Genomic DNA, 24411 nt, shown 5'->3' on the forward strand with positions numbered 1-24411 from the left:
GCGCCCCGTCCGGCCTCCGGACGGGGCGCCTTGCTCCGTCCCGGAACGACCCGTGCCACAGCTCACCGGCGGCCCCCGCGAAGGTTGAACGCCCCACCAACACACCTCCACCGGGTGCTTGCCCGACCTGTGCCCACCTTGTGATGCTATGACCGGTTTTGCCGGACATGGCCAGGTGATGAACCAGCCGCGACACCCGATCCGCAGGGCCCGCCGTTGTCGACTTTGGGAGGGGTGACGTGTCCGTGGACGAGGTGCTGGCTGCGATCATCAGCCCGGCCGGCGAGCTCCGCCCGGACGGCCTGCGCGGCCCCGGCGGAAGGCCCGTCGTGGACGTCCGGACGCTGACCCGAGTGCTGTTCGAGCGGCTCGCCGAGCTGCCCCCGGACGCCCCCGAGCGGGAGCGGGTCCGGGCCGCCCTGATCGAGGTGAACATCCCGCTGGTCCGCTACGCGGCCACCCGCTTCCGCAGCCGCAGCGAGCCGATGGAGGACGTCGTCCAGGTCGGCACCATCGGCCTGATCAACGCGATCGACCGCTTCGACCCCGGCCGCGGCGTCCAGTTCCCCACCTACGCGCTGCCGACCATCCTGGGCGAGATCAAGCGCTACTTCCGGGACAACGTCCGCACCATGCACGTGCCGCGCCGGCTCCAGGAGCTGTGGGTCCAGGTCAGCGGCGCCATGGAGGAGCTGACGGTGCTGCACGGACGGGTGCCCAAGGTCCCCGAGATCGCCGCCAGCCTGCGGATCCCCGAGGAGGACGTCCGGGCCTGCCTGGACGCCGGGCGGGCGTACAACGCGGCCTCCCTGGAGGCCGCCCAGGAGCACGAGGGCGGGCTCGCCCTGCTCGACCGGCTCGGCTACGAGGACTCCGCGCTGGCCGAGGTCGAGCACCGCGACATGGTCCGCCACCTGCTGGTCCAACTCCCCGAGCGGGAGCGCCGGATCGTGATGCTGCGGTTCTTCGCCAACCTCACCCAGTCCCAGATCAGCACCGAACTGGGGATGTCCCAGATGCACGTCTCACGGCTGCTCTCGCGGATCCTCACCCGGCTCCGGACCGGCAACTCATGGGAAGAGTGAGATTGCAGCGCGTTACCCCCGCGTGACATCTTGCGACGTTCGGGTTTGCCGTGCACCGTGTTCCGGTATGGAGGGGGAGGGCCCTGCCGGGAACCTCCGCGCGAGGGCCCCCGTTCAAGTGTCAGTCACGAGGGGGTGGGTGCATGTCCGGAGAGCTGGGCACTGCGGAGATCCACGCTGGTCAGGCCCGCGGCACGGCCGTCGCCGAGGACCTGGTCCCGCGGCAGCGGATCGAACCGGCCGGGCCGCCCGGCCCCGACGCGGCGCCGGTGGCACCGCCCGGTCCGGACACGGCACCGGTGACGCAGCCCGGCGCCGGGCTGGACACCCGGACGCTCTCCCGCTCGCTGTTCCTGCGGCTGGCCGCGCTGGAGCCCGGCAGCGACGAGCACACCTACGTCCGCGACACCCTGATCGAGCTCAACCTGCCGCTGGTCCGGTACGCCTCGGCGCGTTTCCGCAGCCGCAACGAGCCGATGGAGGACATCGTCCAGGTCGGCACCATCGGCCTGATCAAGGCGATCGACCGCTTCGACCCGGAGCGCGGGGTGGAGTTCCCCACCTTCGCGATGCCGACCGTGGTCGGCGAGATCAAGCGCTTCTTCCGGGACACCAGCTGGTCGGTCCGGGTGCCGCGGCGGCTCCAGGAGCTGCGGCTGGCCCTCACCAAGGCCGGCGACGAGCTGTCCCAGCGGCTGGACCGCTCCCCCACCGTCGCCGAGCTGGCCGTCTGCCTGGGCGTCAGCGAGGAGGACGTGGTCGAGGGCCTCGCGGTCGGCAACGCGTACACCGCCAGCTCGCTCGACTCCGGCTCCGGCGAGGAGGACAGCGACGGACCGCTGGCCGACCGGCTGGGCTACGAGGACCTCGCGCTGGAGGGCGTGGAGTACCGGGAGTCGCTGAAGCCGCTGCTGGCCAAGCTGCCGCCGCGCGAGCGCCGGATCATCATGCTGCGCTTCTTCGGCAACCTCACCCAGTCGCAGATCGGCGAGGAGATCGGGATCTCGCAGATGCACGTCTCCCGGCTGCTCACCCGCACGCTCACCCAGCTCCGCGAGGGGCTGATCAGCGAGGGCTGAGCCGCCCGGTCAGCGTCCTCCGCCGTCCAGCAGGTTGACGCGCAGTCCGGTCAGCACGTCGTCGTCCAGCCCGAGCCCCTCCCGCCAGAACGGGTCGAAGCCGCCCCATCCGGCCTCGACCTCCGCGAAGGCCGCGTCCAGGTAGTCGCGGTCGGCCCGGAAGACCGGCAGGAGCAGCTCGGGCTCGCGCATCAGGCCGCGGGCGGCGAGGTCGGCCAGGACCCGGTCGACGACCGGGGCCGAGCGCTCGTTGGTGAGCAGGTAGTCGGCGAGGACGGTGTCGCGGTCCACCCCGAGGGCGGTCAGCAGGAGCGCGGCGGCCCAGCCCGTGCGGTCCTTGCCGGCCGAGCAGTGGAACAGCAGCGGCGTGCCCTCCGGGGCGGCCAGCAGGCGCAGCAGGGCGGCGAAGCGCTCGCGCGCCACCGGGTCCGTGACGAACCAGCGGTAGAGGCCGGTCATCATCGCGCCCGCCCGGCCCTCGCCGAGCAGGGCGCGCTGCCGCTGCGGGCTGCTGTCGCCCAGCACGCCCCTGATCATCAGATATATGTCGAAGTCCGTTGCCAGCAAAGGAAGATGGTGCATCGTCACGCCACCGGGCAGCCGGTCCGGACCGGCGTCGCGGACCTCGTCCGCGCTGCGCAGGTCCACCACCCGGCGCAGCCCCAGCGCGCCGAGCGGGCCCAGGTCCTCGGCGGTGACATGGTTCAGGCCATCGCTGCGCAGAGCCACTCCGCGTCGCAACTTCCGCCCGTCAGCGGCCCGATAACCGCCCAGATCACGGGCATTGACGGCCCCTCGTAGGCCGAGACTGCGCCCGACCAGCTCCGTTCCTTCCGGTTCCGGCGCCCAATTCCGAGGGCCCCCGATTCCACCGGACTCCACCTGCTGATCGGTCACGCGGACGCCTCCATTGCATATTCGGACTGTCACATGGCACAGCGGTGCCCGATATTGCATGAACCTGCCCAATGGACCGGCGAGATGTGCGAGAGTGTCATGCGCAACGACGACAGTGTAGGTGTCCCGCCCGCCCCACAGGGCCATACCGTCGGTAACCAGGTGTAGCGCTCAGCTTCCGGTTTTTCATTTTCAATTCATTATTTGCGCCACCGGTACAGTTCCGGTCACAATCAGCGCCTTCATGGCATCGCCATGAACGTTGGTAACAGGTTCGCTGCACTCTCGCCCTTTTGGTCCCTCGCACGGCCGACCCTCGACCAGGATGGGCCCCGGGCAGCCTGCTGCCCGCGAACAGCTACACGGGTAGGCGAGCGCCGAGCAGCGCGGCGCCTGTCCCAAGGGGAGGATCACCATGGGTCGAGCGACCCGAAGAGTCGCCGCGTGTGCGGCGGCAGTTCTGCTGGCCAGCGGCCTGCAGTCCGCCCTGGCCTACGGCGACACCACGCCGCCCAGGATCGACCTCACCATCCTGGTCGTCGACGACGGTGGCCCCTCGGTCGCCGCCATCACCGCCGAACTGAAGAGCCAGGGCACCCCGTACAAGGTCGTCAGCCTCAATGACCCCAACCGTCCCGTCATCAACTCGGCTTTCCTGAGCGACACGGTGAACGGGCAGCCCCGGGGGAAGTTCCAGGGCATCGTGCTGCCCAACGAAAACCCCTTCCCCAACAGCGCCGCCGAGATGACGGCCATCGCGAGCTACGAAGCCGCTTTCAACGTCCGCCAGATCGACGCGTACACGTGGGCCAGTCCGGCGGTGGGGCTGAACTACGCCCAGAATCCCGGATTCGTCGGCACTCTCGACGGATTCCAGGGAGCCACCACCGCGGCCGGAACTTCGGGCCCGTTCGGGTACCTCAAGGGCAGCGTCCCGTTCGAGGACAACGACCCGAACGTCAGCGAGAGCTACGGCTACCTGGCCACCCCGCTCGCGAGCCTCCCGGCCGGCGCCTCCTTCGTCCCGCTGGTCGACGCCGCGATACCCAGCACCACCTCGCGCGGGTCGCTGGTCGGCGAGTACACCCACGACAGCCGCAAGGAACTGGTCGTCACCTTCGTCTACAACCAGTACCAGCAGCAGTACCGCCTGCTGGCCCGCGGCATGGTCGACTGGATCACCCAGGGCGTCCACCTCGGCTACGACCGCAACTACTTCGCGGCGCACGTGGACGACGTCTTCCTGGCCGACGACCGCTGGGACACCGCGCTGAAGTGCACGCCCGGTGACGTCACCTGCCCGCCCGGCACCCCGGACACCGCCAACCCGATCCGGATGACCCAGGCGGACGCGCAGTACCTCAAGCAGTGGCAGACCGCCAACAACTTCACCCTGGACATGGTGTTCAACGGTGGCGGCAGCGAGGACTGGAAGGCCGACCACGAGACCACCGTGGACCCCACGGCGACTCAGATGATCGCCGACCAGAACAGCTACCGCTGGGTCAACCACACCTACACCCACCCGTACCTGGGCTGCGTCCAGGACGTCTCGGTGGTGCCGTGGGTCTGCACCAAGAACGCCTCCGGCGGCACGGTCTGGACCGACCAGAACACCATCTCCACCCAGATCAAGAACAACTTCGACTGGGCCACCGCGAACGGCCTGAAGGTCGACCCGCAGGTCCTGGTCACCGGTGAGCACTCCGGTCTGCTGACCGCCCCGCAGGAGACCAGCGACAACCCGTACCTGGCCCCGGCGCTGGCCGCCAACGGGATCAAGTTCACCGGCAGCGACGCCTCCCGCGAGCCCGCCCAGCGGGCCGTCGGCTCGTCCACGCTGACCGTGCCGCGGTACCCGATGAACGTCTTCTACAACGCCGGGACGGCGAAGGAGGAGGCCGACGAGTACAACTGGATCTACACCAGCAAGGCCAACGGCGGCAGCGGCGTCTGCGAGAACAACGCCAACTCGACCTGCCTGCCGGCGCCGCTGGACGTCAACACCGGTTTCCAGTCGTACATCGTGCCGCTGGAGGCCCGGATCGACCTCGGCCACGTGCTGAGCAACGACCCGCGGCCGCACTTCATCCACCAGTCGAACCTGTCCGAGGACAAGATCCTCTACCCGGTCCTGGAGAAGATCCTCGGCACCTACCGGTCGCTGCACGCCGACAACGCCCCGATCGTCAACCTCGGCGAGAAGGAGATCGGCCAGGAGTTCCAGAAGCGCGCGGCCTGGAACGCGGCCGTCGCCGCCGGCAAGGTCACCGCCTACCGGGTCGGCAACACCGTGACGGTCAGCGCGCCGTCCGGCGTTCAGGTCCAGGCCACCATGCCGACCGGCACTTCTCAGAAGCTGGTCATCGGATCGACCGCGTTCGGTTCGTCCTACGCCGGTACGCTCTCCGGCTGGGTGTCCCCGGGCACCCTGCAGAGCAACGTCACCCTGCAGCTCCCGTCCGCGCCGGCCGCCCCGGCCGCCGTGGCGCCGAGCGTCGCGGCCAAGTCCGTCCCGGCCGCGGTGCCGGCGGACAAGAAGGTCGTCCCGCAGGGCGTCGCCACCCCGGTGCCGGTGGGCCCGAGCGACACCACCCGCAAGCCGGCGCCGTCCCTGGTGCCCGGTAGCGGGACCCCGGTGCCCGGCAAGGGCGTGACCGCTGATAACAAGGGCACGGCGAAGAACGGCAAGGCCTCTGGGGGGACGGCCACGCCGAGCAGCACCACCGGACGCTCCGGCAACCGGTAACCCGAACCACCCGCTGGCGGGGTCGGACCGGGCGAACCGGCCCGACCCCGCCACGGCTCCCGTTCCGGCCACCCAGGCCGGAACCGACGCAAGAACAGGAGGGGGGACAGGAATGCGCGTCACCCTGCTCACCGAGGGGACGTATCCGCACCAGCACGGCGGCGTGAGTGTCTGGTGCGACCAGCTCGTTCAAGGCATGCCGGACGTCGACTTCGACGTCATCGCCGTCACCGGGACCGGCCACGAAGCACTGGCCTGGGAGTTGCCCGCCAACGTACGGTCGGTCACGACCGCTCCGCTGTGGGGACCGGCCTCCGAGGCCGGGCCGCCCCGCGGCAAGGAGATGCGGCGCTTCCTCAACGCGTACGAGCGCTTCCTGCACTCCATCCTCGACCCGGTCTACACCACGCACTTCGGCACAGAGCTGTACGGCTTCGCCGACCTCGGCCGGCGCGGGCTGCTCAGCCCCGCGCTGCGCAGCGAGAGAGCGCTCCGCACCCTCCAGCACGTGTGGACGCGGGACTACCTGCCCACCGCCGTCTCCCGGCCCACCCTGCACGACGCGCTGAACGCGACCGACCTGCTGGAGCACGCCCTGCGGCCGCTCTCGGTCGAGCCGCCGAAGGACGGCGTCGCGCACGCGGCCAGCGGCGGCCTCGCCACCCTGCCCGGGCTGATCGCCGCCCAGCAGTACGGCGTACCGTTTCTGCTCACCGAGCACGGCATCTACCTGCGCGAGCGCTACCTCGGCTACCGCACCGGACCGTACCGCTGGCCGGTCAAGGCCCTCCTGCTCGGCTTCTACCGGATGCTCGCCGAGGAGAGCTACCGGGTGGCCGCGCTGGTCACCCCCGGCAACCGGTACAACCGGCGCTGGGAGGAACGCGGCGGCACCCCGTCCGCGCACATCCGCACCGTCTACAACGGAGTGGACCCGGCGGCCTTCCCGCCGGCCGGGCCCGAACCCGAGACCCCGACCCTCAGCTGGGCCGGCCGGGTCGACCCGATCAAGGACCTGGAAACGCTGATCCGGGCCTTCGCCATCGTCCACCGAGAGATCCCCGAGGCGCGGCTGCGGCTCTTCGGGGGCACCCCCAAGGGCGGCGAGGCGTACCGGGACGGCTGCATAGCCCTGGCCGCCGAACTCGGCGTGTCCGAGTCGGTGGCCTTCGAGGGCCGCGTCGCCGACATCACCGACGCGTACGCGGCGGGCAACGTGGTCATGCTCTCCAGCATCAGCGAGGGCTTCCCGTTCACCCTGATCGAGGCGATGTCCTGCGGCCGCGCGACCGTCTCCACCGACGTGGGCGGCGTCCGCGAGGCCGTCGGCGACACCGGCCTGGTCGTCCCGCCGCGCGAGCCCGAACCGATGGCGGCCGCCGCGATCGAGCTGCTGCGCGACGCCGAACGGCGCGCCCGGCTCGGCGAGGGGGCCCGGCTGCGGGTGATCGAGCAGTTCACCCTCCGCCAGAACATCGACGGCTTCCGCGGCATCTACACCGAACTCCTGGGCACCTCGCGCTGGATGCCCGGCGGCATGGTGGCCGTCACCGACCAGGTCCCCAGCCCCGACTGGGACCAGCAGCTCGCCGCCGCCCGGCCCGAGCCGAGCGAGGTGGGCGCATGAGCGGTCCCCTGCGTCTCGTTCCCGACGAGGGCGGCGCCGAGCGGACGATGCAGCTGCGCACGCTGCCGCTCAAGCTCCGCCGGCCCGCCGCGCCGGAGCCGGAGCCCGGTCCCGAGGAGCAGCTCGGTCTCTCCGCGGACCCGTTGGACGAGCTCGCCGAGCGCCTGCAGGACATCTGCGCCGACGCCGTCCACCCGTACGAGATCGCGGCCTTCCTGGAGTCCGACGGCCTGTCGGACGAGCAGGCGGCCCTGCTGTACGGCCGGCCCGACGCGTTCACCGTCGCCGAGGAGCTGTTCGAGAAGGTCCAGCGCCGCTACCCCGGCCCGAGTTCGGAGTTCGCCAACCCCTGGCGGGCCGACCCCTGGCGCTGCGTGGTGCGGGGGCTGGTGTTCGCCCTGCCCGGCTTGGGCTACCTGCTCGGTGCCAACCTGTTCGCGACGGCCCGGATGCGGTTCGGCCTGCCCTCGGGCATGCTCGCGCTGTCCATCGCGACACTGGTCAGCTGGGGCTTCAACCAGGCCCTGGCGCACCGCGCGTACCGCTGGCTGGGCCGGCTCCGCCGCCGCGAGGCAGCGGTCTGCCTGGCCGTCGGCGCCCCGCTCGGCGCGCTGATCGCGGCCGCCGCCGCGTACGTGGTGGGCGGGCCGCTCGGGGCGCTGTGCTTCGCCGCCGGGCAGTCCTGCTACCTGGCGGCGGCCACCGTGCTGCTGGTGCTCGGGCGGGAGAAGTTCCTGCTGCTGTCGCTGGCACCGGCGTCGGTCGGTGCGGGCGTGGTGCTGGCTGCGGACGTCCCGCAGGTGGTCCGCACGGTCGTGCTGCTCACCTCGGTGCTGCTGGCGGTCGGACTCTCCGTCCGGGAGCTGCTGGCCTGTGTCCGCGGTGGCGAGCGCGAGTCCGTCGAGCTGAAGCTGCCGCTGCGCCAGGAGGTCCCGCACCTGTTGTTCGGCCTGGCCTGCGGCGCGCTCACGCTGATCGCCGGCCTGGGCGCGACCATCCACCAGGCGGTGCAGACCGGCGGCCACGCCATCCAGGGGACGCCGACCACGCCGACCGGACCGGCCATGATCGCGCTGACGCTCAGTCTCGGCCTCGCCGAGTGGTTGCTGTTCCGCTACCGGGCGATGGCGGTGGCCGCGCTGCGCACCAGCCACACCACCGGGCAGTTCACCCGCCGCACCGGCGGGATCCTGCTCGGCTGCCTGTTCATCTACCTCACCACCGTGGCCGCGCTGGACGCCGCCGCGACCGTGCTGTGGCCGGGCGCCCCGACGCTCGGCGTGCCGCAGCTCGGCGCGATGCTGCTCCTGGGCGGCTCGCTCTGGCTGGCGCTGCTGCTGAACGCCTTCGGGTTCAGCTGGAGCACCGCCCTCATCTGTCTGGCCGCCGCGGGTGCCGAGAGCACCGGGCTGCTGACCGGTGCGGACCCGATCGTCCTGCAGCTCATCGGCTGCGGGGCGGCCGCCGTCGTCCTCACCGCCATCGCCGGGCCCGTGCTCGGCCGCACCACCCAGCACCGCTGAACCACCCGCACCACGCCGGAACCACGTCGGCACCATCTCCGCACCACTTCGAATATCCCGCACGCCCACTTCGCGTGCACCGCCGTACCCGTTCCACCCGAGTCACCAACCGAACCGGCGGCGGCCGACCACCACAGAGCGTCCGGCCGCCCCGACAGATCGAGAAAGCGATTTCCGCATGAGCAGCGTCGCGGTTACCGGAGCCGAGGGCTTCATCGGCTCACACCTCGTCGAGACCCTGGTCGCCGACGGGCACCACGTCCGCGCGATGGTCCAGTACAACTCCTTCTCCTCCTTCGGGTGGCTGGAGACCCTGTCCGAGGAGGTGCTGGACTCGGTCGAGATCGTCCTCGGCGACGTCCGCGACCCGGGCTCGGTCAACGGCCTGGTCAAGGGCACCGAGGCGGTCTACCACCTGGCCGCCCTGATCGCGATCCCGTACTCCTACCGCGCCCCCCACTCGTACGTGGACACCAACGTCACCGGCACCCTGAACGTGCTGGAGGCGGTGCGTCACCTGGAGATCCCCCGTCTGGTGCACACCTCCACCAGCGAGACCTACGGGACCGCGCAGACCGTGCCGATCACCGAGGACCACCCGATCAACACCCAGTCCCCGTACGCCGCCTCGAAGGCCGGCGGGGACCGGCTGGCCGACAGCTACCACGCCAGCTTCGAGACCCCGGTCGTCACCCTGCGCCCGTTCAACACCTTCGGGCCGCGCCAGTCGATGCGCGCCGTCATCCCGACCGTGATCGCCCAGGTCGCGGCCGGCCAGACCGAGATCACCCTCGGCGACCTGCGTCCGACCCGCGACTTCACGTTCGTCAAGGACACCGCCAACGCCTTCCGCACGGTGGGCACCGCGCCCGCCGAGTCGGTGGTCGGCCGGACCTTCAACGCCGGTACCGGCGGCGAGATCTCGGTCGGCGACCTGGTCACCCTGGTCGGCAAGCTGATGGGCGTCGACCTGGTGGTGAAGGAGGACGAGCAGCGCATCCGTCCGACCAACTCCGAGGTCATGCGCCTGGTCGCGGACGCGTCGCGGCTGCGCGCGGCCACCGGCTGGGCCCCGCAGTTCAGCCTGGAGCAGGGCCTGGAGCAGACCATCGAGTTCTTCCGCGACCCGGCCAACCTGGCCCGCTACAAGACCGACATCTACAACGTCTGACCGCCTTCGCGATCTCGCTCGTCCTGGTAACCAAGGTTCGTGTCCTGCACATCCTTTCCGTGGGGGAAACAACATGCATGCAGTGATCCTGGCCGGCGGCAAGGGCGTTCGTCTGCGCCCGTACACCACCGCGCTCCCCAAGCCGCTCGTTCCGATCGGCGACCAGCACGCGATCCTGGAGATCGTGATGCGCCAGCTCGCAGCCGCGGGCTTCCAGTCCGTCACCCTGGCCATCGGCCACCTCGGCCACATCATCCGCGCCTACGTCGGCAACGGCTCCCAGTGGGGCCTGCGGGTCGGCTACGCCGTCGAGGACAGCCCGCTCGGCACCATGGGCCCGCTGCTCACCATGCAGGACCGCCTGCCCGAGCACTTCCTGGTGATGAACGGCGACATCCTGACCGACCTGGACTTCGCCGGGGTGCTCAAGCACCACGAGTCGTCCGGTGCCCCGCTGACCATCGCCACCTACGCCCGCCAGGTCAAGATCGACTTCGGCGTGCTGACCAGCGACTCCGGCAGCATCACCGGCTTCCAGGAGAAGCCCAGCATCGACTACCGCGTCTCGATGGGCGTGTACGGCGTCTCGCGCTCGGCGCTCGCCAAGTACACCCCGGGCCTGCCGCTGGGCTTCGACGAGCTGGTGCTGGACCTGCTGGCCGCCAAGACCCCGCCGTCCGCGTACGAGTTCGGCGGCTACTGGCTCGACATCGGCCGGCCGGACGACTACGACCGGGCCAACGCCGAGTTCTCGACCATCCGCCCGGTCCTGATGCCCTTCGAGTCGGCCGTCGTCACGGCGAGCGTCGCGGAGCTGCCGGTCCCGGCCGCCCGCACCGCCCCGGACGACACCGCCGACGAGCCCGCCGCCGCGGGCGCCGAGAACGACGGACGGGCCGCGTGAGAATTCTGCTCCTCGGCGGCGACGGCTTCCTGGGCCGTCACGCCGCCGCCGTCCTGCGGTCGCTGCCCGGTGCCACCGTGCTGACCGCGGGCCGGCGGCCCGCCCACGACCTGCGGCTCGACCTGGCCACCGCCCAGGCCGGCCCGCTCGGTGAGGAACTGGCCGCGCTGGCCCCCGACGCGGTGGTCAACTTCGCCGGCGCGGTGGCCGGCAGCGCGGTCAAGCTCGCCGAGGTGAACGCGCGCGGCCCGGCGGTCCTCTGCGAGGCGCTGCAGCTCGGCGCCCCCAAGGCCCGTCTGGTGCACATCGGTTCGGCCGGCGAGTACGGCGTCTGCGCACAGGGCAGCTCGCTGTCCGAGGACGCCGACGCCCGCCCGGTCGGCGTGTACGGCGCGACCAAGCTGGCCGGCTCCCTCGCGGTGACCGGCTCGCCGTTGGACGCCGTGGTGCTGCGGGTGTTCAACCCGGTCGGCCCCGGCGCACCGGCGGGCTCGCTGCCCGGCCGGCTGGCCGCCGAGCTGCGCAGGGTGGCGCCCGAGGGCGCCGACGGCGTGGTGACGGTCGGCGACCTCTCCGCCTACCGCGACTTCGTCGACGCCCGCGACGTCGCCGAAGCCGTCGGTCTGGCGGTCGCGGCCGACCGTCCGCTCCCCCGGGTGCTCAACCTCGCCTCCGGGCGGGCCAAGCAGGTCCGGGCGATAGCCGACGGGCTGGTCGCCGCGGCAGGCTTCACCGGCCGGATCGACGAGAGCGGGGCGGGCTCCGAGCGCTCGGCCGCGGTCTCCTGGCAGCAGGCCGACGTGTCGGCCGCCGCCCGGGAGCTCGGCTGGCGCCCGGAGACGGACCTCGCCGACACCCTGCGCGACCTGTGGCTCGGCGCCGGCGGGCCCACGCCGACCCCGGTGGTCGCATGACCACCGGGCACGTCCCCGACGGCCGCCTGCTGGTGCCGCTGTACGTCCACCCCGCGGTGGACCCGGCGGCCTGGCGGGCGGTCGCCGCCGCCGATCCCGACCGGATCGCCGCCGTCGTGCTCAACCTCGCCGACGGTCCGGGCGAGGTCCCGGACAACGTCTTCGCCGAGGCCGCCGACGAACTGCGCGCGGCCGGGCTGCCGCTGGTCGGGTACGCCGACACCGACTACGGCCGCAGGCCCCACGCGGCCGTGGTCGCGGACATCCTGACGTACCGCCAGCGGCACGGCATCACCGGCGTGTACCTCGACCAGGTGACGACCCATCCGGGCGCGCTGGCGCACTACCGGCGGCTGGCCACGGCGGCCCGCGCGGCCGGCTGCGGCACCGTGATCTTCGGTCACGGCGAGCACCCGGACCCGGGCTACGCCGAGGTGGGCCTGGCCGACCTGCTGGTCACCTTCGAGGGGGACTGGGACACCTACCGCGCGATGACACAACCGCTGTGGACCGGCCGGCACGCGGCCTCCCGCTTCTGCCACCTGGTCTACGACGTCCCGCCCGAGCACGCCCAGGACGCGAGCGCCCTGATCACCGCCCGTCGGGCCGGCGTCGGCTGCGCCGTGCCCGGCGCCGGGGACAATCCGTGGCGCACCCTGCCGTACGGTCTGACCGCCGCTGAACTGACCTGACCCGATCCGGAGTTCGACTACCGTGAACCGCCGCAACCGGCTCCTGCCGGCCGCTCTGGCCCTCGCCACCGCCACCGCCCTGCTGGCCACCTCGTGCAGCAGCTCCGGTTCCGATGACGACGACTCGGCCGACGGCTCCCCCAGCACCCCGCCCGCGGCCACCGCCCCGGGCACGCCCGGCACCACCGACCCGGGCACCCCCGACGGCACGCCGCCCCCCACTCCGCCCGGCGACCCCGCCACGAGCACGGCTCCGGGCACGCCGAGCGGCACCACTCCCCCGGGCACCACCCCGCCGGGCACCACCGCCCCGCAGCCGACCGGCGCCCGCTGGCAGCCCACCCCGGGCCTGGCCTGGCAGTGGCAGCTCGGCGGCGGCCCCGTGGACCAGTCGGTGGACGTCCCGGTCTACGACATCGACGGCTTCGAGAACGACGCCTCGGTGGTGGCCGCGCTGCACGCCAAGGGCCGCAAGGTGATCTGCTACATCAACGCCGGTTCCTGGGAGGACTTCCGCCCCGACTCCGCCACCTTCGCCAAGGCCCTGCAGGGTTCGGACACCGGCTGGAAGGGCGAGAAGTGGTTCGACATCCGCAAGCTCGACCAGCTGAAGCCGCTGATGGCCGCCCGCTTCGACATGTGCAAGGGCAAGGGCTTCGACGCCATCGAGCCGGACACCATCGAGGCCTACAACCAGAACAGCGGATTCCCGCTGACCCCCGACGACCAGCTCAAGTACAACCGGATGCTGGCGCAGCTCGCGCACGAACGCGGCCTGGCCATCGGCCTGAAGAACGACCTGGACCAGATCACCGCACTGCTGCCGGACTTCGACTTCGCGGTCAACGAGGAGTGCTCGCAGTTCGACGAGTGCGACCGCGTCGCGCCGTTCGTCAAGGCGGGCAAGGCGGTCTTCCACGTCGAGTACAAGCTCGACACGGGTCAGTTCTGCGCCAAGGCCAAGTCGCTGGGCTTCAGTTCGATGCAGAAGAAGCTCGACCTGAACGCCTGGCGCAAGCCCTGTTGAGGTGTTCCACTCCCGTCGCGCGGGTGACCCGGACGAGGGTCACCCGCGCGAAGGTCACTTGACCGCCAGCCAGATGACGGCACCGAGGACGGCCACCGCGACGACGGCGATCAGCGTGACCACGCCGGTCCGGCTGCCGCCGCCGCTGCTGCGGCCGTAGGTGGAAACGTTGCCCGGCTCCTGGCGTGCCGGGGTCTCGTCGACGAACGCCCGGAACATCTGAGTGCTGCCGGCGGGGTCGTAGTCGTTGTCAGCCATGGCAGGGACTCTAACGAATCGGCCCACCTCAGGCACAGCCCGGACCCCCTTCCCGGCCGACGCACCACCCCGGCGTGCGACGGTGGTGCGACGGGCTCGTGAACACCCGGCGGCGCACGGAATGCCCCACCACGGGATCGGGTTGACTGCGATCACCCCGATCGCCAGCGCCCGCACCGTCGAGCAGCTCCCGCCGCTGCTGGCCGGCGCCACGCTGCAGCTCACCCCGGAGCAGACCGCCCTCCTGGACGCCGCCTCCCTCGCCTGAGCACCGTCACCGGACACCACCGGGCCCCCGACCGCGAGCTGCGGTCGGGGGCCCGGTGGTGTCGGCGGGGGAGTGGTGTCCGCGGGGTCACGGCCGCCCGAAGTGGGTCGGGTAGTAGCCGGCGACGAGGGTCGAGACCCGGACGGTCTTGCCCGGCCGGGGCGCCTCCACGAACGTGCCGCCGCCCAGGTATATCCCCACGTGGTGGATCCCCGAGGCGCGGCCGCTGTCCGACCAGAACACCAGGTCGCCCCGGCGCAGCTGCCCGGCGGTGATCGGCGTAGTCGCCGCGTACTGGTCGTCGGCCACCCGCGGCAGGCTTATCCCCGCGCGCCGGAAGGCCTGCTGCACCAGCCCCGAGCAGTCGTAGCCGGACGGGCCGTCACCGCCCCAGACGTACGGCTTGCCCAGCTGGGCGAGCGCGTAGTCGACGGCCGTCTCCCGGCTCCCGGGGGCCGGCGCGGTGTCCGAGGACGGACGGCCGACGGGCTGGGCGGGGGCCGGGGCCGAACCGCCGCCGGACTGCCCGGTGCGGTCCAGGTAGACGTCGTAGTGGCTGGTCCAGCGCCACTCGCCGCTGCCGTTCTTGAACCAGTACTTCGACCCGTCCCAGCCCTGGCGCGGGCCCGCGGAGGAAGCCGGTCCGTTGGAGACGGCCTTGGCGCCTGACCCGCCCGACCCGGCCGAGCCGCCGGTCCGGCCCGTGCGGTCGGCGTAAACCTCGTAGTGGCCGGTCCAGCGCCACTCGCCGGCGCCGTTCTTGAACCAGTACTTCGACCCGTCCCAGCCCTGCTTCCCGGCGGCGGCGTGCGCGGACCCGGCTCCGGCCGTCAGCCCGACCACGCCGGCGCCCGCCAGCACGGTGGTCGCCAGGCAGGTGCTCCGCACGGCACGGTGTATTCGGCTGCCGCCTGCCGCCACCCCGGTGCGGGCGGTGCGCGGCCGGGGCGCGCAGTTCGGGCAACCGCAACCGGCGATCGCGGGGACGCTGCCGAGAAGCTCCTCGAAGCCGATCAGGCCTGGATCCTCCTCCGGACCGACCGAGCCGGCCGGACCGGCCGTGACGGCGGGTCCGGCGTACGAGCCGGTGGCTATCCTCATGCGGGTCGTCCTTCCTTCCGCCCGGCACGGACGGCCGGGGGCGGTACCGAGGCGGCCACTCCGGCCGGGGCGACGAAGGCGACCAGCAGCTGCTCCATCAGCGCGCTGCGGGCGGCCTCGTCCAGTTCGTGCGCGGTCGCTCGCTCCAGACGGCGGACGGCGAGCGCCGCCGCCTCCACCGCGTCGTCCACCAGCACCGTCCGCAGGCCCGCGTCCAGTTCGGCCAGCCGTCGGCGGCGCATCGACTCGGCGACCTCGGGCGCGTAGTCCAGCCCCAACGGCTGCACCGAGTAGACCTCCAGGCCCGCCGGGGCGACCTCGGCGGCCAGCGCCCTGGTCAGCTCGTCGGCGAACCACTGCCCGTCGCGCAGCGCGGGGCCGGGCGCCGCGTTGCTGTCGCAGGGCAGCGTGGACGCGGTGCGGGTGAGCACCGCCTGGACCTGCTCGCGCAGGTAGCCCTCGTGGTCCTCGATCGCCAGCAACGCCCGCGCGGTGTCCTTGACCCGCCAGACGATCAGCAGCCGAACCACGATCGGCGTGCCGGTCCGGTCGACCACCTTCACCGGCTCGCTGCGCCAGTGCCGCAGCCGCACGTCCACCCGACGGCGGCGCAGCAGCGGGTTGACCCAGGCCAGGCCGGTCCGGCGGACGGTGCCCCGGTAGCGGCCCCAGCGGGTCAGCACCCGGGTCTCGCCGCCCGCGTTGACCAGCAGCCCGGCGAACGCGAGCACCACCAGCAGGCCGGCCGTGCCGACCCCGGCGATCGCCGCGGTGTCCACCTCGGCCCGTCCGCTCGCCCGCGCGGCGGGGCCGCGCAGGTCCGCGAGACGGTCCCAGTGCGGGACGACGCCGGTGCGCAGCAGCAGGAACACGACCCCGACCAGCCCGAGCAGCACCACCAGCAGGGCGGTCCAGCCGGGCAGCGCGGTGGCGCCGTGCTCGCGCAGCGCCTGGTCGGCGCGCGGCGGACGCCGGGACGTGGCGGCGGGGGCCCCGGCCGAGGCGGCGTCCAGCAGCTCGACGGTCTCCGGGGCGGCCCTCTCCAGCGGGTCCCGCAGGTCCGCCGGGCCGGCGGAGGACGGCCCGGGGACGATCGCCAGCGGGGTGGTCGCCGGTCCGCCGTCGGCCGGGCCGACCGGCTTGGCGGCCTCCGCCGTTCTGACCGCCGTGACCCTGGCCAGCGGGCTGGCCCCGGAGGCGGAACGTTCCGGCAGCGCCGGCGGGAGGCTCTGGGTCAGGTCTTCGGGTCGCTGCGAAGAATCGCGGGTGACGTCCATGCACGGGTCCTCTGGGTCGGTGTGTCGCGCAACGGGCGGCCCGGATCTGACGGGCAGTGCCAGGGTCAGGCTAAGTTCATACGTCATCAAATGCGACATTTGAGTCGAGGTGTGTCGACATTTACTGACGAATCGTCCAAAGCCGACCTGACGCGCAGGCACATGAATGGATGGTCGGACGGTTCGGCGCAGGTCAGCGCCGTCGAGCACCGGGCCCACGGGCGAACACCCGACGGGTGATCAGCCCGATTCCGGCGAGCACCAGCAGGATCCCGGCGAGTCCGGCGTGCCGGCCGACCTCCCCGGACCCCGCGGCCGCGCTCTGCGAACGCTCCACCGGTGGCACGGCCAACGGCCGGGCCGCGCCCTTCCCTGATGCGGCGGAACCGGCGGAATCGGCGGCGGAGCCGGCCTGCTCCGCCGACCCGGCCGGCGAAGACCCGCCGGGCGTCACGGCGCCGGCTCGGGACGCGCTGACGGCAGAGGTCGGAGTCGGACTCGGGCTCGGACTCGGACTCGGGATCGCGGTCGGCGAGGCGGTCGCGCCGCTCACCGTGGTCGCAGCGGCCGAGGGATTCGGAACGGCGGGCACGGCAGGACCGGACGGATCAGCGGACACCGGCGGAACGACGATCGGCAGCACCCCCGGCCGCACCGGTACCTCGGGCACCGCCGCGACGGACGGACCGGGACTCGCCGCGACCGGGGCGGAGGCCGAGGGGGAACCCGTGGCCGTGCCCGACGCGACCGGCACCGTCGTGCTCGACACCACCGGGCTCGGCGGGACCGAAGCCGACGGCGACACCGACGGCGACGGGCTCACAGCCGACGGGCTCGGAGCGACCGGAGTCGGCACCACCGCCCCGGCGGCGACCCGCACCCGCACCGCGTCCGCCGACGTCCCGTTCCCCGCCTGGTCGGTGACCGTGACGGTCAGCCACTGCTCCCCGTCCGTCAGGTCCCGGTCGGCGGTGCAGGTCCAGCTCCCGTCGAGCGCCGCCGTCGCCCCGCACAACACGGCCCGCTGCTCGGAGCCCGCGCTCGACCCGGCCGTGACCAGCACGTTCACACCCGGTTCCGCCCGCCCGACGAGCGTCGGGCGGCTGGTTCGCAGGGTCTCCCCCGGAGCCGGCGAGCGGAGCACCGGCCGGTCCGGCGCGACGGTGTCGACCACCAGCGTGACCGGCTGCCCGGCCGTCCGGTTCCCCGCCGCGTCGACGGCGACGGGGGCCAGCTGGTGCTTCCCCTCCGTCAGGCCCTCGACCGGCAGGCAGGACCACCGGCCGGCCGACCTCACCGCCGTGCTGCACAGTTCGCCGCCGGCGGTGCGGTCGGTGACCGAGACGGTGCTGCCCGCGTCGCCGGTGCCGGTGAGCTGCAGCTCGGGGTCGTTGGTGTACGCGGGGAGGGTGAGCGCGGGGGCGTTCGGCGGGGCGGTCTTCACCGCGACCTTGACCGGTTCACCGCGCAACACCACGCCGCCGCTGGTGGTCTCCACCGGGGTGAGGCCGTGGGTGCCCGCGGCCAGTGCCGCGGCGGGGTGGCAGGACCAGTCGCCGCCACGCCCGACCTTGGCCCGGCAGAGCGCCGTGTCGCCTTCCCTGACCTCGACCGTGGCGCCGGCCACCGCGCCGTCGCCGCTGATCTCCGGGCGGGCGTCGGCGAGGACGGTGCCGTCGACCGGTTCGGCGATCTCGGGCCTGGCGGCTCCGACGGTCAACTTGATCCGCTGGTCGGAGACCTGCCCGGAGTCGGCGAAGCCGCCGGAGGAGACCAGCTGGCTGGTGTCCCGGGCGATCCGCAGCCGGGCCCAGGTCTCGCCGGACGCCGCGCCGGACGGGACGGTCCACTCCAGGGTCGCGGTGTCGGCGCCGGGCTGGACCTCGGTCTGCACCCGCTCGGCGGGCTCGAAGCGACCGGTGTGCCCGAAGTCGATCCAGCCGGCGAGGGTGGCGGGCTGGTCGCCGACCTCGACCAGGACGGTCAGCCGGTAGTAGCGGCCGATCGCGGCCTCGGCGGGGAAGCTGATCGACGGGTCGGCTCCCGGGTACTCGCCGCGGCCGGGTTGCAGCCTGGGCGGCGGGCCGGCGAAGGGGCTGCGCAGCGAGGCGCCGTGGTCGAGCCGGACCAGCGGCTCGTCGCCCGCGGCCCCGGCGGACCGCTCCCCGGCGCGCCGCGTCGGGTTGGTGGCGTCGGCGCCGAGGAAGAGGTCGGAGACCACGTGCGAGGCGTTGCCGTAGGCCTGCGGCGCGGTGCCCACGCCCTCGTCGACGGTGACGGTGTACGCCTGGCGCAGGACGGGCGGGGCGGTGGTGCTGCCGGCCCGGGCGGTGGAGCGCTGCTCGACCCGGAACGCCGCGGTGCGGACGGTCCCGGCGAGTTCCAGGGAGCCCTCGGCCGCGGAGCCGGGCGCGCCGTCGGAGGTGCCGTCCCGCCCCGCGGGGGCGAGGGTGCTGCCGTCGACCGTCCAGCCGGTCCAGTCGGTGCGGCCGACCAGGGCGGGGACGGCGGGCGAGCCGTCGGTGAGGCTGAGCCGGGTCTCGGTGCCGGTGGTGCCGGATTTCCCGGTGGCGGTCGCGGCGAGGCCGCTCAGGTGCAGCCGGGGATTGCGGACCGGCCGGGAGAATGTCAGCCGGAGCGTTCCGGCGGTGTGCCAGGAACCGTCCGGCTGCGGACCGGCCGGAGTGATTTCGAAGGTCTGCGCGGGATCTCCGGGGTGCATTCCGTCCGCATAACGGGTTCCGGCTCGCCCCCCTCCCGGCCGTTCCGCCAATTCTCCCGCTCCGGCGACGGAACCAACTCCGGGAGAGGCGTCGAAATCGATCCGGACGGAAAGTCCAGAGGGCAGCACCGCGCGGTGTTCCCCCGACCAGGCGTCAGGGGATTGCCGGGCCGCCGAGAGCGGAGCGTCCCAACCGGTCAGCAGCCCGGCCGTGAGGACGGCCAGGGCGGCAGCGGCACGGGGGAACTGTCGGCTCATCCGGCTCTCCTTCACGGTCGGCTGCCGGGAGGCAGGCGTGGACACAAGACCCGACAAAAAGGAATCACGATCCCGGAGCGGCCGAACAACGACACCTGCGCTCTCAGCCGTGTCCCACCCGTTCGGCGGTCATCCGGGCGGCAGGACGGGATTTACCCGAAACGGCTGCATTTCATCCATTGGGAGGCGCTCGATACCACCCGGACGGACGCGGGAATGGGAATTCCCGGCCTATCCGACGGACACCGGCGTCCGGCACCTGACCATTCATCGGGGAACTCCGTACGAATGGCTCGCCGCACCGGGGGGAGCGCCCCGGAACGGGTGGCCGCCGCACCCGTCGGGAACGGTCCGGGCCCCGCCGCTCGCCCGTCACCTCGACCGCGAGTGTCCCGGTCCCTCCGGCGGACTCACGGGACCACCGGGACGCACCACGGACCGGGCACCACGAACGGGCACGGCGGGCCGGCGCGGACCGGCCGGCCGGGCGGACCCGAAAGGAGGAACCGGAAAACGGAGAAGCCCCCGGCCGGTGGCCGGGGGCTTCTCGTTGGTGCGCTCAGCAGGATTCGAACCTGCAACCTCTTGATCCGTAGTCAAGTGCTCTATCCGTTGAGCTATGAGCGCAAGGAACGGGCGAACCCGATCTTGCAGTGGTTGGTGCGCTCAGCAGGATTCGAACCTGCAACCTCTTGATCCGTAGTCAAGTGCTCTATCCGTTGAGCTATGAGCGCTCGCCCCGGTGAACCGTGTCCTCGGGGCGTTGCGGGGACAACATTACATGACCTGCGACGTGGGGCGAAATCGATTACCCCGGGACCGCTCCTGGCCTGCTCCCGCCCGGTCCGCGACCGGTCCGCGACGGGGCCGCGACCGGTCCGCGACGGGGCCCGGGAGAAGCGGGAACGGGGCGCGGGAGCAGGCACGGGCCGGACCCGACCTGCCCCGGAAATGCGAAGAGCCCCCGCCGACGTGATCGTCGACGGGGGCTCCCGACTGGCGGAGGCTGAGGGATTTGAACCCTCGATCAGGAATAACCCCGAAACCGCATTAGCAGTGCGGCGCCATAGACCGGACTAGGCGAAGCCTCCCCACATGGACCGCACCCGCGCGAAGCGGACCCGTTCCGTGTGTCAGTGATGATGCCACAACCCTGGGGCCCGGCACCAACCACCGCCAACGTTACTAGGCGGGTCGTCCCCGCCGCAAAGAAGAATGAGATACTGCCGTCTCCGGAGGAGCTGCCCCGAGCCGAGGAGACCTGTCGACGTGAGCAGCAGGCCGATCCGAGGCGCTGCTCGCCTCGCCGCCATACTCGACGCCCTGCCCGACGCGTTGTTGCTGGTGAACAGCAACGGCACCGTCGTGGACGCCAACAGCGCGGCCGTGCAGGCCCTGCAGGCGCCCGGCACCTCACTCGTGGGCATGGGCGTGCTGGGCCTGCTGCCCGAGTTCGACCCCAGTCGGATCCCCGGCTCGATGCGCCCGGCCACCCGCGACGGCGACGCCCTCGACCGCCCGGTCCGGATGACCGCCCACCGCACCGACGGCACCACCTTCCCGGTCGAGGTCTCCGGCAACGACTTCGCCGACGACAACGACAACAGCCGCGGCTACGCGCTTTCCCCGCTCGTCCCGTACGACCCGTACCGCGAGGGCTCCCGTTCGCCGTCCTCCTCCGACCTGCTCCTGCTGCTGGTCCGCGACCTCTCCGGCCGGCTCGGCGTCGAGGCCGAACTGCGCCGCCAGCACAAGCAGACCGAGATGATCCTGCGCGCCGCCGCCGAGGGCGTGCTCGGCGTGGACCTCGAAGGGCGCTGCGTGCTGGTCAACCCGGCCGCCGCGCACATCCTGGAGTACCGGGCGAGCGAACTGGGCGGGCGTGAGCTGCACCCGCTGATCCAGCACTCCCGGGCCGACGGCAGCCCGCTGGCGCTGGAGGAGTCCGCGCTGCTGGACACCCTGACCTCCGGGCGCAAGCACCGGGTGCGCGGCACGGTGCTGTGGCGCAAGGACGGCCGTCCGGTCACCGTCGACCTCACCACCGCCCCGGTCCGGGACGGCGACCAGTTGGTCGGCGCGGTGATGACCTTCACCGACCGCAGCCGCGAACTCGCCCTGGTCGCCCGCAACGAGCACCTCACCGCCGTCCTGGAGAGCGAACTGGGCGGCGCGCTGACCGCGCTGAACCAGCGGCTGGACGCGCTCGCCGCCGACCCGGCCGGACAGCTCTGGCCGGAGGCCAACTGGACGCTGCGCCGGCTCGCCGCCGAGTGCCGCCGCTTCGGGAAGCTGATCGACGGCGTCCTCGACCACCAGCGCTCCGAGGCCGGCGAGGGCGGCACGGCGGAGGCCAAGGACGGCAAGGAGTCCGGGGACGGCAAGGAGTCCGGGGCCGCCGAGCCGGGCAAGGACGGCAAGAGCCGGCGCAAGGCCGCCGCCCGGGTGCCGGTCGCCCTGGACAAGGTGGTCCGCCGGGCCGTCGAGGAGGCCGGCGAGCTGGTCGGCCCCGGCCGGGTCCGCTTCTCGGTGCACGCCGCCGCAGTCGAGGTGATCGCCGACGAGCGCCGGCTCGCCCAGGCCCTGGCCCACCTGGTCGCCGACGTCAGCGGCGCCCGCCTCGACCTGGACCCGCCCGCCGCCCCCTCCCCCGGGCTGACCGTGCCCGGCCTGGCCGGCGGCGCCCCCGCGCTGCCGCCGGCCCCCGAGGTGCCGACCGTCGTCCTGGCCGCCGCCCAGCGCGGCGAGGTCGCCCGGGTCGAGATCCGCGGCCCCGGCGTGGGCGGCAGCCCCGTCCACCTGCCGATAGCCCGCTCGGTGGTCGAGCGGCACGGCGGCGTGCTCCAGCCGCACGAGCTGCCCGGCAAGGCCGGCACCACCTACGTCGTCGAACTGCCGCTGGACCCGGCCGCCGCGAAGGCCGCCGCCGAACGCGCCACCGCCGAGGGCCGCTCCGACCGGCCCAAGGAGAGCGACAGCGCCGTCCTGCCCGAACTGCCGGGCATCCCGCAGCTGCCCAGCAGCGGCGAGACCGCCGACACCGCCGAGTCCGGCCGACAGCCGGGCCGCGAAGCCCCGGCCGCCGAGCGGACGCCCGCCGAGGAACCCCCGGCCACCGAGCGCCGCGGCCGCCGCGGCCGCCCCGCCGGCGAGACCCCGGCGCCCACCCCGCCCGCCGCTCCCGACATCCCCGCCGACCAGTGGCCGAACGCCCCCGCCCGGGTCGAGCGGGCCGTCCCCGAGCAGTGGAACGGCACCGGCAACGACCCCGCGTACGGCCGCCAGGGCCTGGCCGGTCCGGACGGCGCGCAGAGCGACCCGTGGGGCAAGGACGACGGCCGCTCCGGCCCCGCCTACGCCGTGCCCGTCCAGGGCGAGCGGGCCCAGCAGAACCGCTCCGGCGGCCGTGAGCCGCTGGCCCTCGGCCCGGGCCCGACCGCGTCCCAGCCGGCCACCCCGGCCGCCGCTCCGGCCGACGCCCCCGCCGCCGACGGCACCCCACCGGGCGGCACCCCCACCGACGGGACCGCCCCGGACGGGTCCGCCGGCGAGCCCAAGCCCCGCCGCCGACGCGCCCTCCCCTCCACCGAGGACTCCTCCGGCGGCTTCGCCCTGCCCGGCGTGACCGACACCCCGGTGTACCCCGGCCTGGAACACGCCCTGCCGGCCGGCCCCGCACCCGCACCGCCCGAGCAGGCCGCCGCCGCGCCCACCGGCCGCCGCCGCCGGCTGGCCGTCCCGCCGGGCCCCGGCCCGGACGCGTCGACGGGCGCCACCGCCCCGTCCGCGCCCCCCGTACTGCCCGCGCCCTCCGGCCAGCCCGCGCCCTCCGGCCAGCCCGCACCGTCCGGTCCGTCCGGCCAGGAGACGGGTGCGCCCGGCACCGCGCTGGAGCCCGCCCGGCCCGCGCTGCCCGCCGCCGAGGAACCGCAGGCCCCGCGCCCGGTCGGCACCGGCCTGGGCGAACTCACCCCGCCGCGACCGCTCGGCGCCCCGCCACTGCCCGCCGTGCCTGCCGAGGCCCGGACCGCCCCGCGCGCGATGGCCGAACTCCCGGCCGCCGACGAGCGGCCCGCCCCCGAGCAGTCACCGACCGGCGGCGGCGAGCTGGCCAACACCCGGCGGCTGCTGGTCTGGCCCGAGCCCGACCCGGCGACCAGGCAGGCCCTCCAAGCGCGCGGCTACCTCCCGGTGATCGTCAGCTCCCGCGAGGAGGTCGACGCCCAGGTCTCCGGCTTCCCCGCCGCCCTCTTCGTCGACCCGCTCACCGGCCCGATCACCCGCACCGCACTGCAGTCGCTGCGCACCGCCGCGCTCAACCGCCGCGTCCCGGTGCTGGTCACCGCCGGCCTCGGCCAGTCCACCCGGGACGCCGTGTACGGCGCCGACCCGGCCGTGCTGCTGCGCGCCCTCGCCCCGCGCGACGGCGAGCACCACGCCCCGCGGGTCCTGCTGGTCGAGGGCGACCCGGACATCGCCGCCGCCATGATCAGCAGCCTGGAACGGCGCGGCATGCACGTCGAGCACGCCGTGGACGAGAACGACGCCGTGGCCCGCGCCAGCAGCGTGCAGCCCAACCTGGTGGTGATGGACCTGCTGCAGATCCGCCGCCGCCGGGTCGGCCTGCTGGACTGGCTGCGCGCCAACGACCGGCTGCACCGCACCCCGCTCGTCGTCTACACCTCGGTCGACCTCGACCCGCGCGAACTGCCCCGGCTGCGCACCGGCGAGACGGTCCTGTTCCTCGCCGAGCGCTCGACCAGCGAGGACGTCCAGGGCCGGATCGTCGACCTGCTCGGACGCATCGGCGCGATGGGCGAGGCAGGGGTCGCCGCCGCGGGCTGAGCCGCGCCGGGACG

General features: G+C 73.3%; 16 protein-coding genes, 3 tRNA genes and 1 pseudogene. 12 read left to right on the forward strand and 8 right to left on the reverse strand.

From position 1 onward, the window contains the following. The first annotated feature begins 302 nt into the window (after positions 1-302). Entirely contained in the window at positions 303-1085 is a 783-nt protein-coding gene (locus AB0D10_RS09845; RefSeq protein ID WP_360253894.1) for an RNA polymerase sigma factor SigF, read from the forward strand. A gap of 143 nt (positions 1086-1228) precedes the next feature. Beyond that, the gene (locus AB0D10_RS09850; RefSeq protein ID WP_360253771.1) at positions 1229-2164 is read left to right on the forward strand and encodes an RNA polymerase sigma factor SigF; all 936 of its coding nucleotides are present in this window, start codon (positions 1229-1231) and stop codon (positions 2162-2164) included. 9 nt (positions 2165-2173) lie between these two features. Here the strand turns inward: AB0D10_RS09850 and AB0D10_RS09855 are convergent, their stop codons facing one another. Beyond that, complete coding sequence (locus AB0D10_RS09855) at positions 2174-3208, reverse strand: tyrosine-protein phosphatase (RefSeq protein ID WP_360253773.1); 1035 nt, start codon at positions 3206-3208, stop codon at positions 2174-2176. Between the two features lie 268 nt (positions 3209-3476). Between AB0D10_RS09855 and AB0D10_RS09860 the strand changes: the two genes are divergently transcribed. From AB0D10_RS09860 to AB0D10_RS09895, 8 genes and pseudogenes are all read left to right on the forward strand, one after another. Beyond that, positions 3477-5810, forward strand: coding sequence for a hypothetical protein (locus AB0D10_RS09860; RefSeq protein WP_360253775.1), 2334 nt, complete (start codon positions 3477-3479; stop codon positions 5808-5810). 112 nt (positions 5811-5922) lie between these two features. After that, positions 5923-7437, forward strand: coding sequence for a GT4 family glycosyltransferase PelF (gene pelF, locus AB0D10_RS09865; RefSeq protein ID WP_360253777.1), 1515 nt, complete (start codon positions 5923-5925; stop codon positions 7435-7437). Continuing rightward, entirely contained in the window at positions 7434-8960 is a 1527-nt protein-coding gene (locus AB0D10_RS09870; RefSeq protein ID WP_360253779.1) for a hypothetical protein, read from the forward strand. Before pelF ends, AB0D10_RS09870 begins: the two co-directional genes overlap by 4 nt. A gap of 178 nt (positions 8961-9138) precedes the next feature. Next, positions 9139-10131, forward strand: coding sequence for an SDR family NAD(P)-dependent oxidoreductase (locus tag AB0D10_RS09875; protein WP_360253781.1), 993 nt, complete (start codon positions 9139-9141; stop codon positions 10129-10131). A 73-nt stretch (positions 10132-10204) separates the two neighbouring features. Next, a pseudogene (locus tag AB0D10_RS09880) lies at positions 10205-10906 on the forward strand (nucleotidyltransferase family protein); the annotation flags it as partial. Between the two features lie 125 nt (positions 10907-11031). After that, the gene (locus AB0D10_RS09885) at positions 11032-11949 is read left to right on the forward strand and encodes an NAD(P)-dependent oxidoreductase (protein WP_360253783.1); all 918 of its coding nucleotides are present in this window, start codon (positions 11032-11034) and stop codon (positions 11947-11949) included. Next, positions 11946-12641 (forward strand): spherulation-specific family 4 protein, encoded by a 696-nt coding sequence (locus tag AB0D10_RS09890; protein ID WP_360253785.1) that lies wholly within the window; start codon positions 11946-11948, stop codon positions 12639-12641. Before AB0D10_RS09885 ends, AB0D10_RS09890 begins: the two co-directional genes overlap by 4 nt. A gap of 22 nt (positions 12642-12663) precedes the next feature. Then, positions 12664-13668 (forward strand): endo alpha-1,4 polygalactosaminidase, encoded by a 1005-nt coding sequence (locus tag AB0D10_RS09895; protein WP_360253787.1) that lies wholly within the window; start codon positions 12664-12666, stop codon positions 13666-13668. A 54-nt stretch (positions 13669-13722) separates the two neighbouring features. Here AB0D10_RS09895 and AB0D10_RS09900 read toward each other — a convergent pair whose 3' ends face one another. Beyond that, on the reverse strand, positions 13723-13926 hold the full coding sequence (locus AB0D10_RS09900) for a hypothetical protein (RefSeq protein ID WP_360253789.1): 204 nt from the start codon (positions 13924-13926) through the stop codon (positions 13723-13725). Positions 13927-14068: 142 nt separating this feature from the next. On the opposite strand from AB0D10_RS09900, the gene AB0D10_RS09905 reads away from it, so the two are divergent. Beyond that, positions 14069-14194: a hypothetical protein gene (locus AB0D10_RS09905; protein ID WP_360253791.1), complete on the forward strand. Its 126-nt coding sequence runs from the start codon at positions 14069-14071 to the stop codon at positions 14192-14194. Positions 14195-14281: 87 nt separating this feature from the next. Here the strand turns inward: AB0D10_RS09905 and AB0D10_RS09910 are convergent, their stop codons facing one another. The 6 genes from AB0D10_RS09910 to AB0D10_RS09935 form a co-directional block, all read right to left on the reverse strand. Next, the gene (locus AB0D10_RS09910; RefSeq protein WP_360253793.1) at positions 14282-15295 is read right to left on the reverse strand and encodes a C40 family peptidase; all 1014 of its coding nucleotides are present in this window, start codon (positions 15293-15295) and stop codon (positions 14282-14284) included. Beyond that, positions 15292-16572: an SPFH domain-containing protein gene (locus tag AB0D10_RS09915; RefSeq protein ID WP_360253795.1), complete on the reverse strand. Its 1281-nt coding sequence runs from the start codon at positions 16570-16572 to the stop codon at positions 15292-15294. Before AB0D10_RS09915 ends, AB0D10_RS09910 begins: the two co-directional genes overlap by 4 nt. A gap of 193 nt (positions 16573-16765) precedes the next feature. Then, positions 16766-19294, reverse strand: a complete 2529-nt coding sequence (locus tag AB0D10_RS09920) for an Ig-like domain-containing protein (RefSeq protein WP_360253797.1) — start codon at positions 19292-19294, stop codon at positions 16766-16768. A gap of 809 nt (positions 19295-20103) precedes the next feature. Then, a tRNA-Arg gene (locus AB0D10_RS09925) sits at positions 20104-20179 on the reverse strand. 31 nt (positions 20180-20210) lie between these two features. Then, a tRNA-Arg gene (locus tag AB0D10_RS09930) sits at positions 20211-20286 on the reverse strand. A 263-nt stretch (positions 20287-20549) separates the two neighbouring features. Then, positions 20550-20643 (reverse strand) — tRNA-Ser (locus AB0D10_RS09935). Positions 20644-20821: 178 nt separating this feature from the next. Between AB0D10_RS09935 and AB0D10_RS09940 the strand changes: the two genes are divergently transcribed. Continuing rightward, positions 20822-24397, forward strand: a complete 3576-nt coding sequence (locus AB0D10_RS09940) for a PAS domain-containing protein (protein WP_360253799.1) — start codon at positions 20822-20824, stop codon at positions 24395-24397. Positions 24398-24411: the final 14 nt, after the last annotated feature.

It is taken from the genome of Kitasatospora sp. NPDC048545, from assembly GCF_040651155.1.
Lineage (GTDB): Bacteria > Actinomycetota > Actinomycetes > Streptomycetales > Streptomycetaceae > Kitasatospora.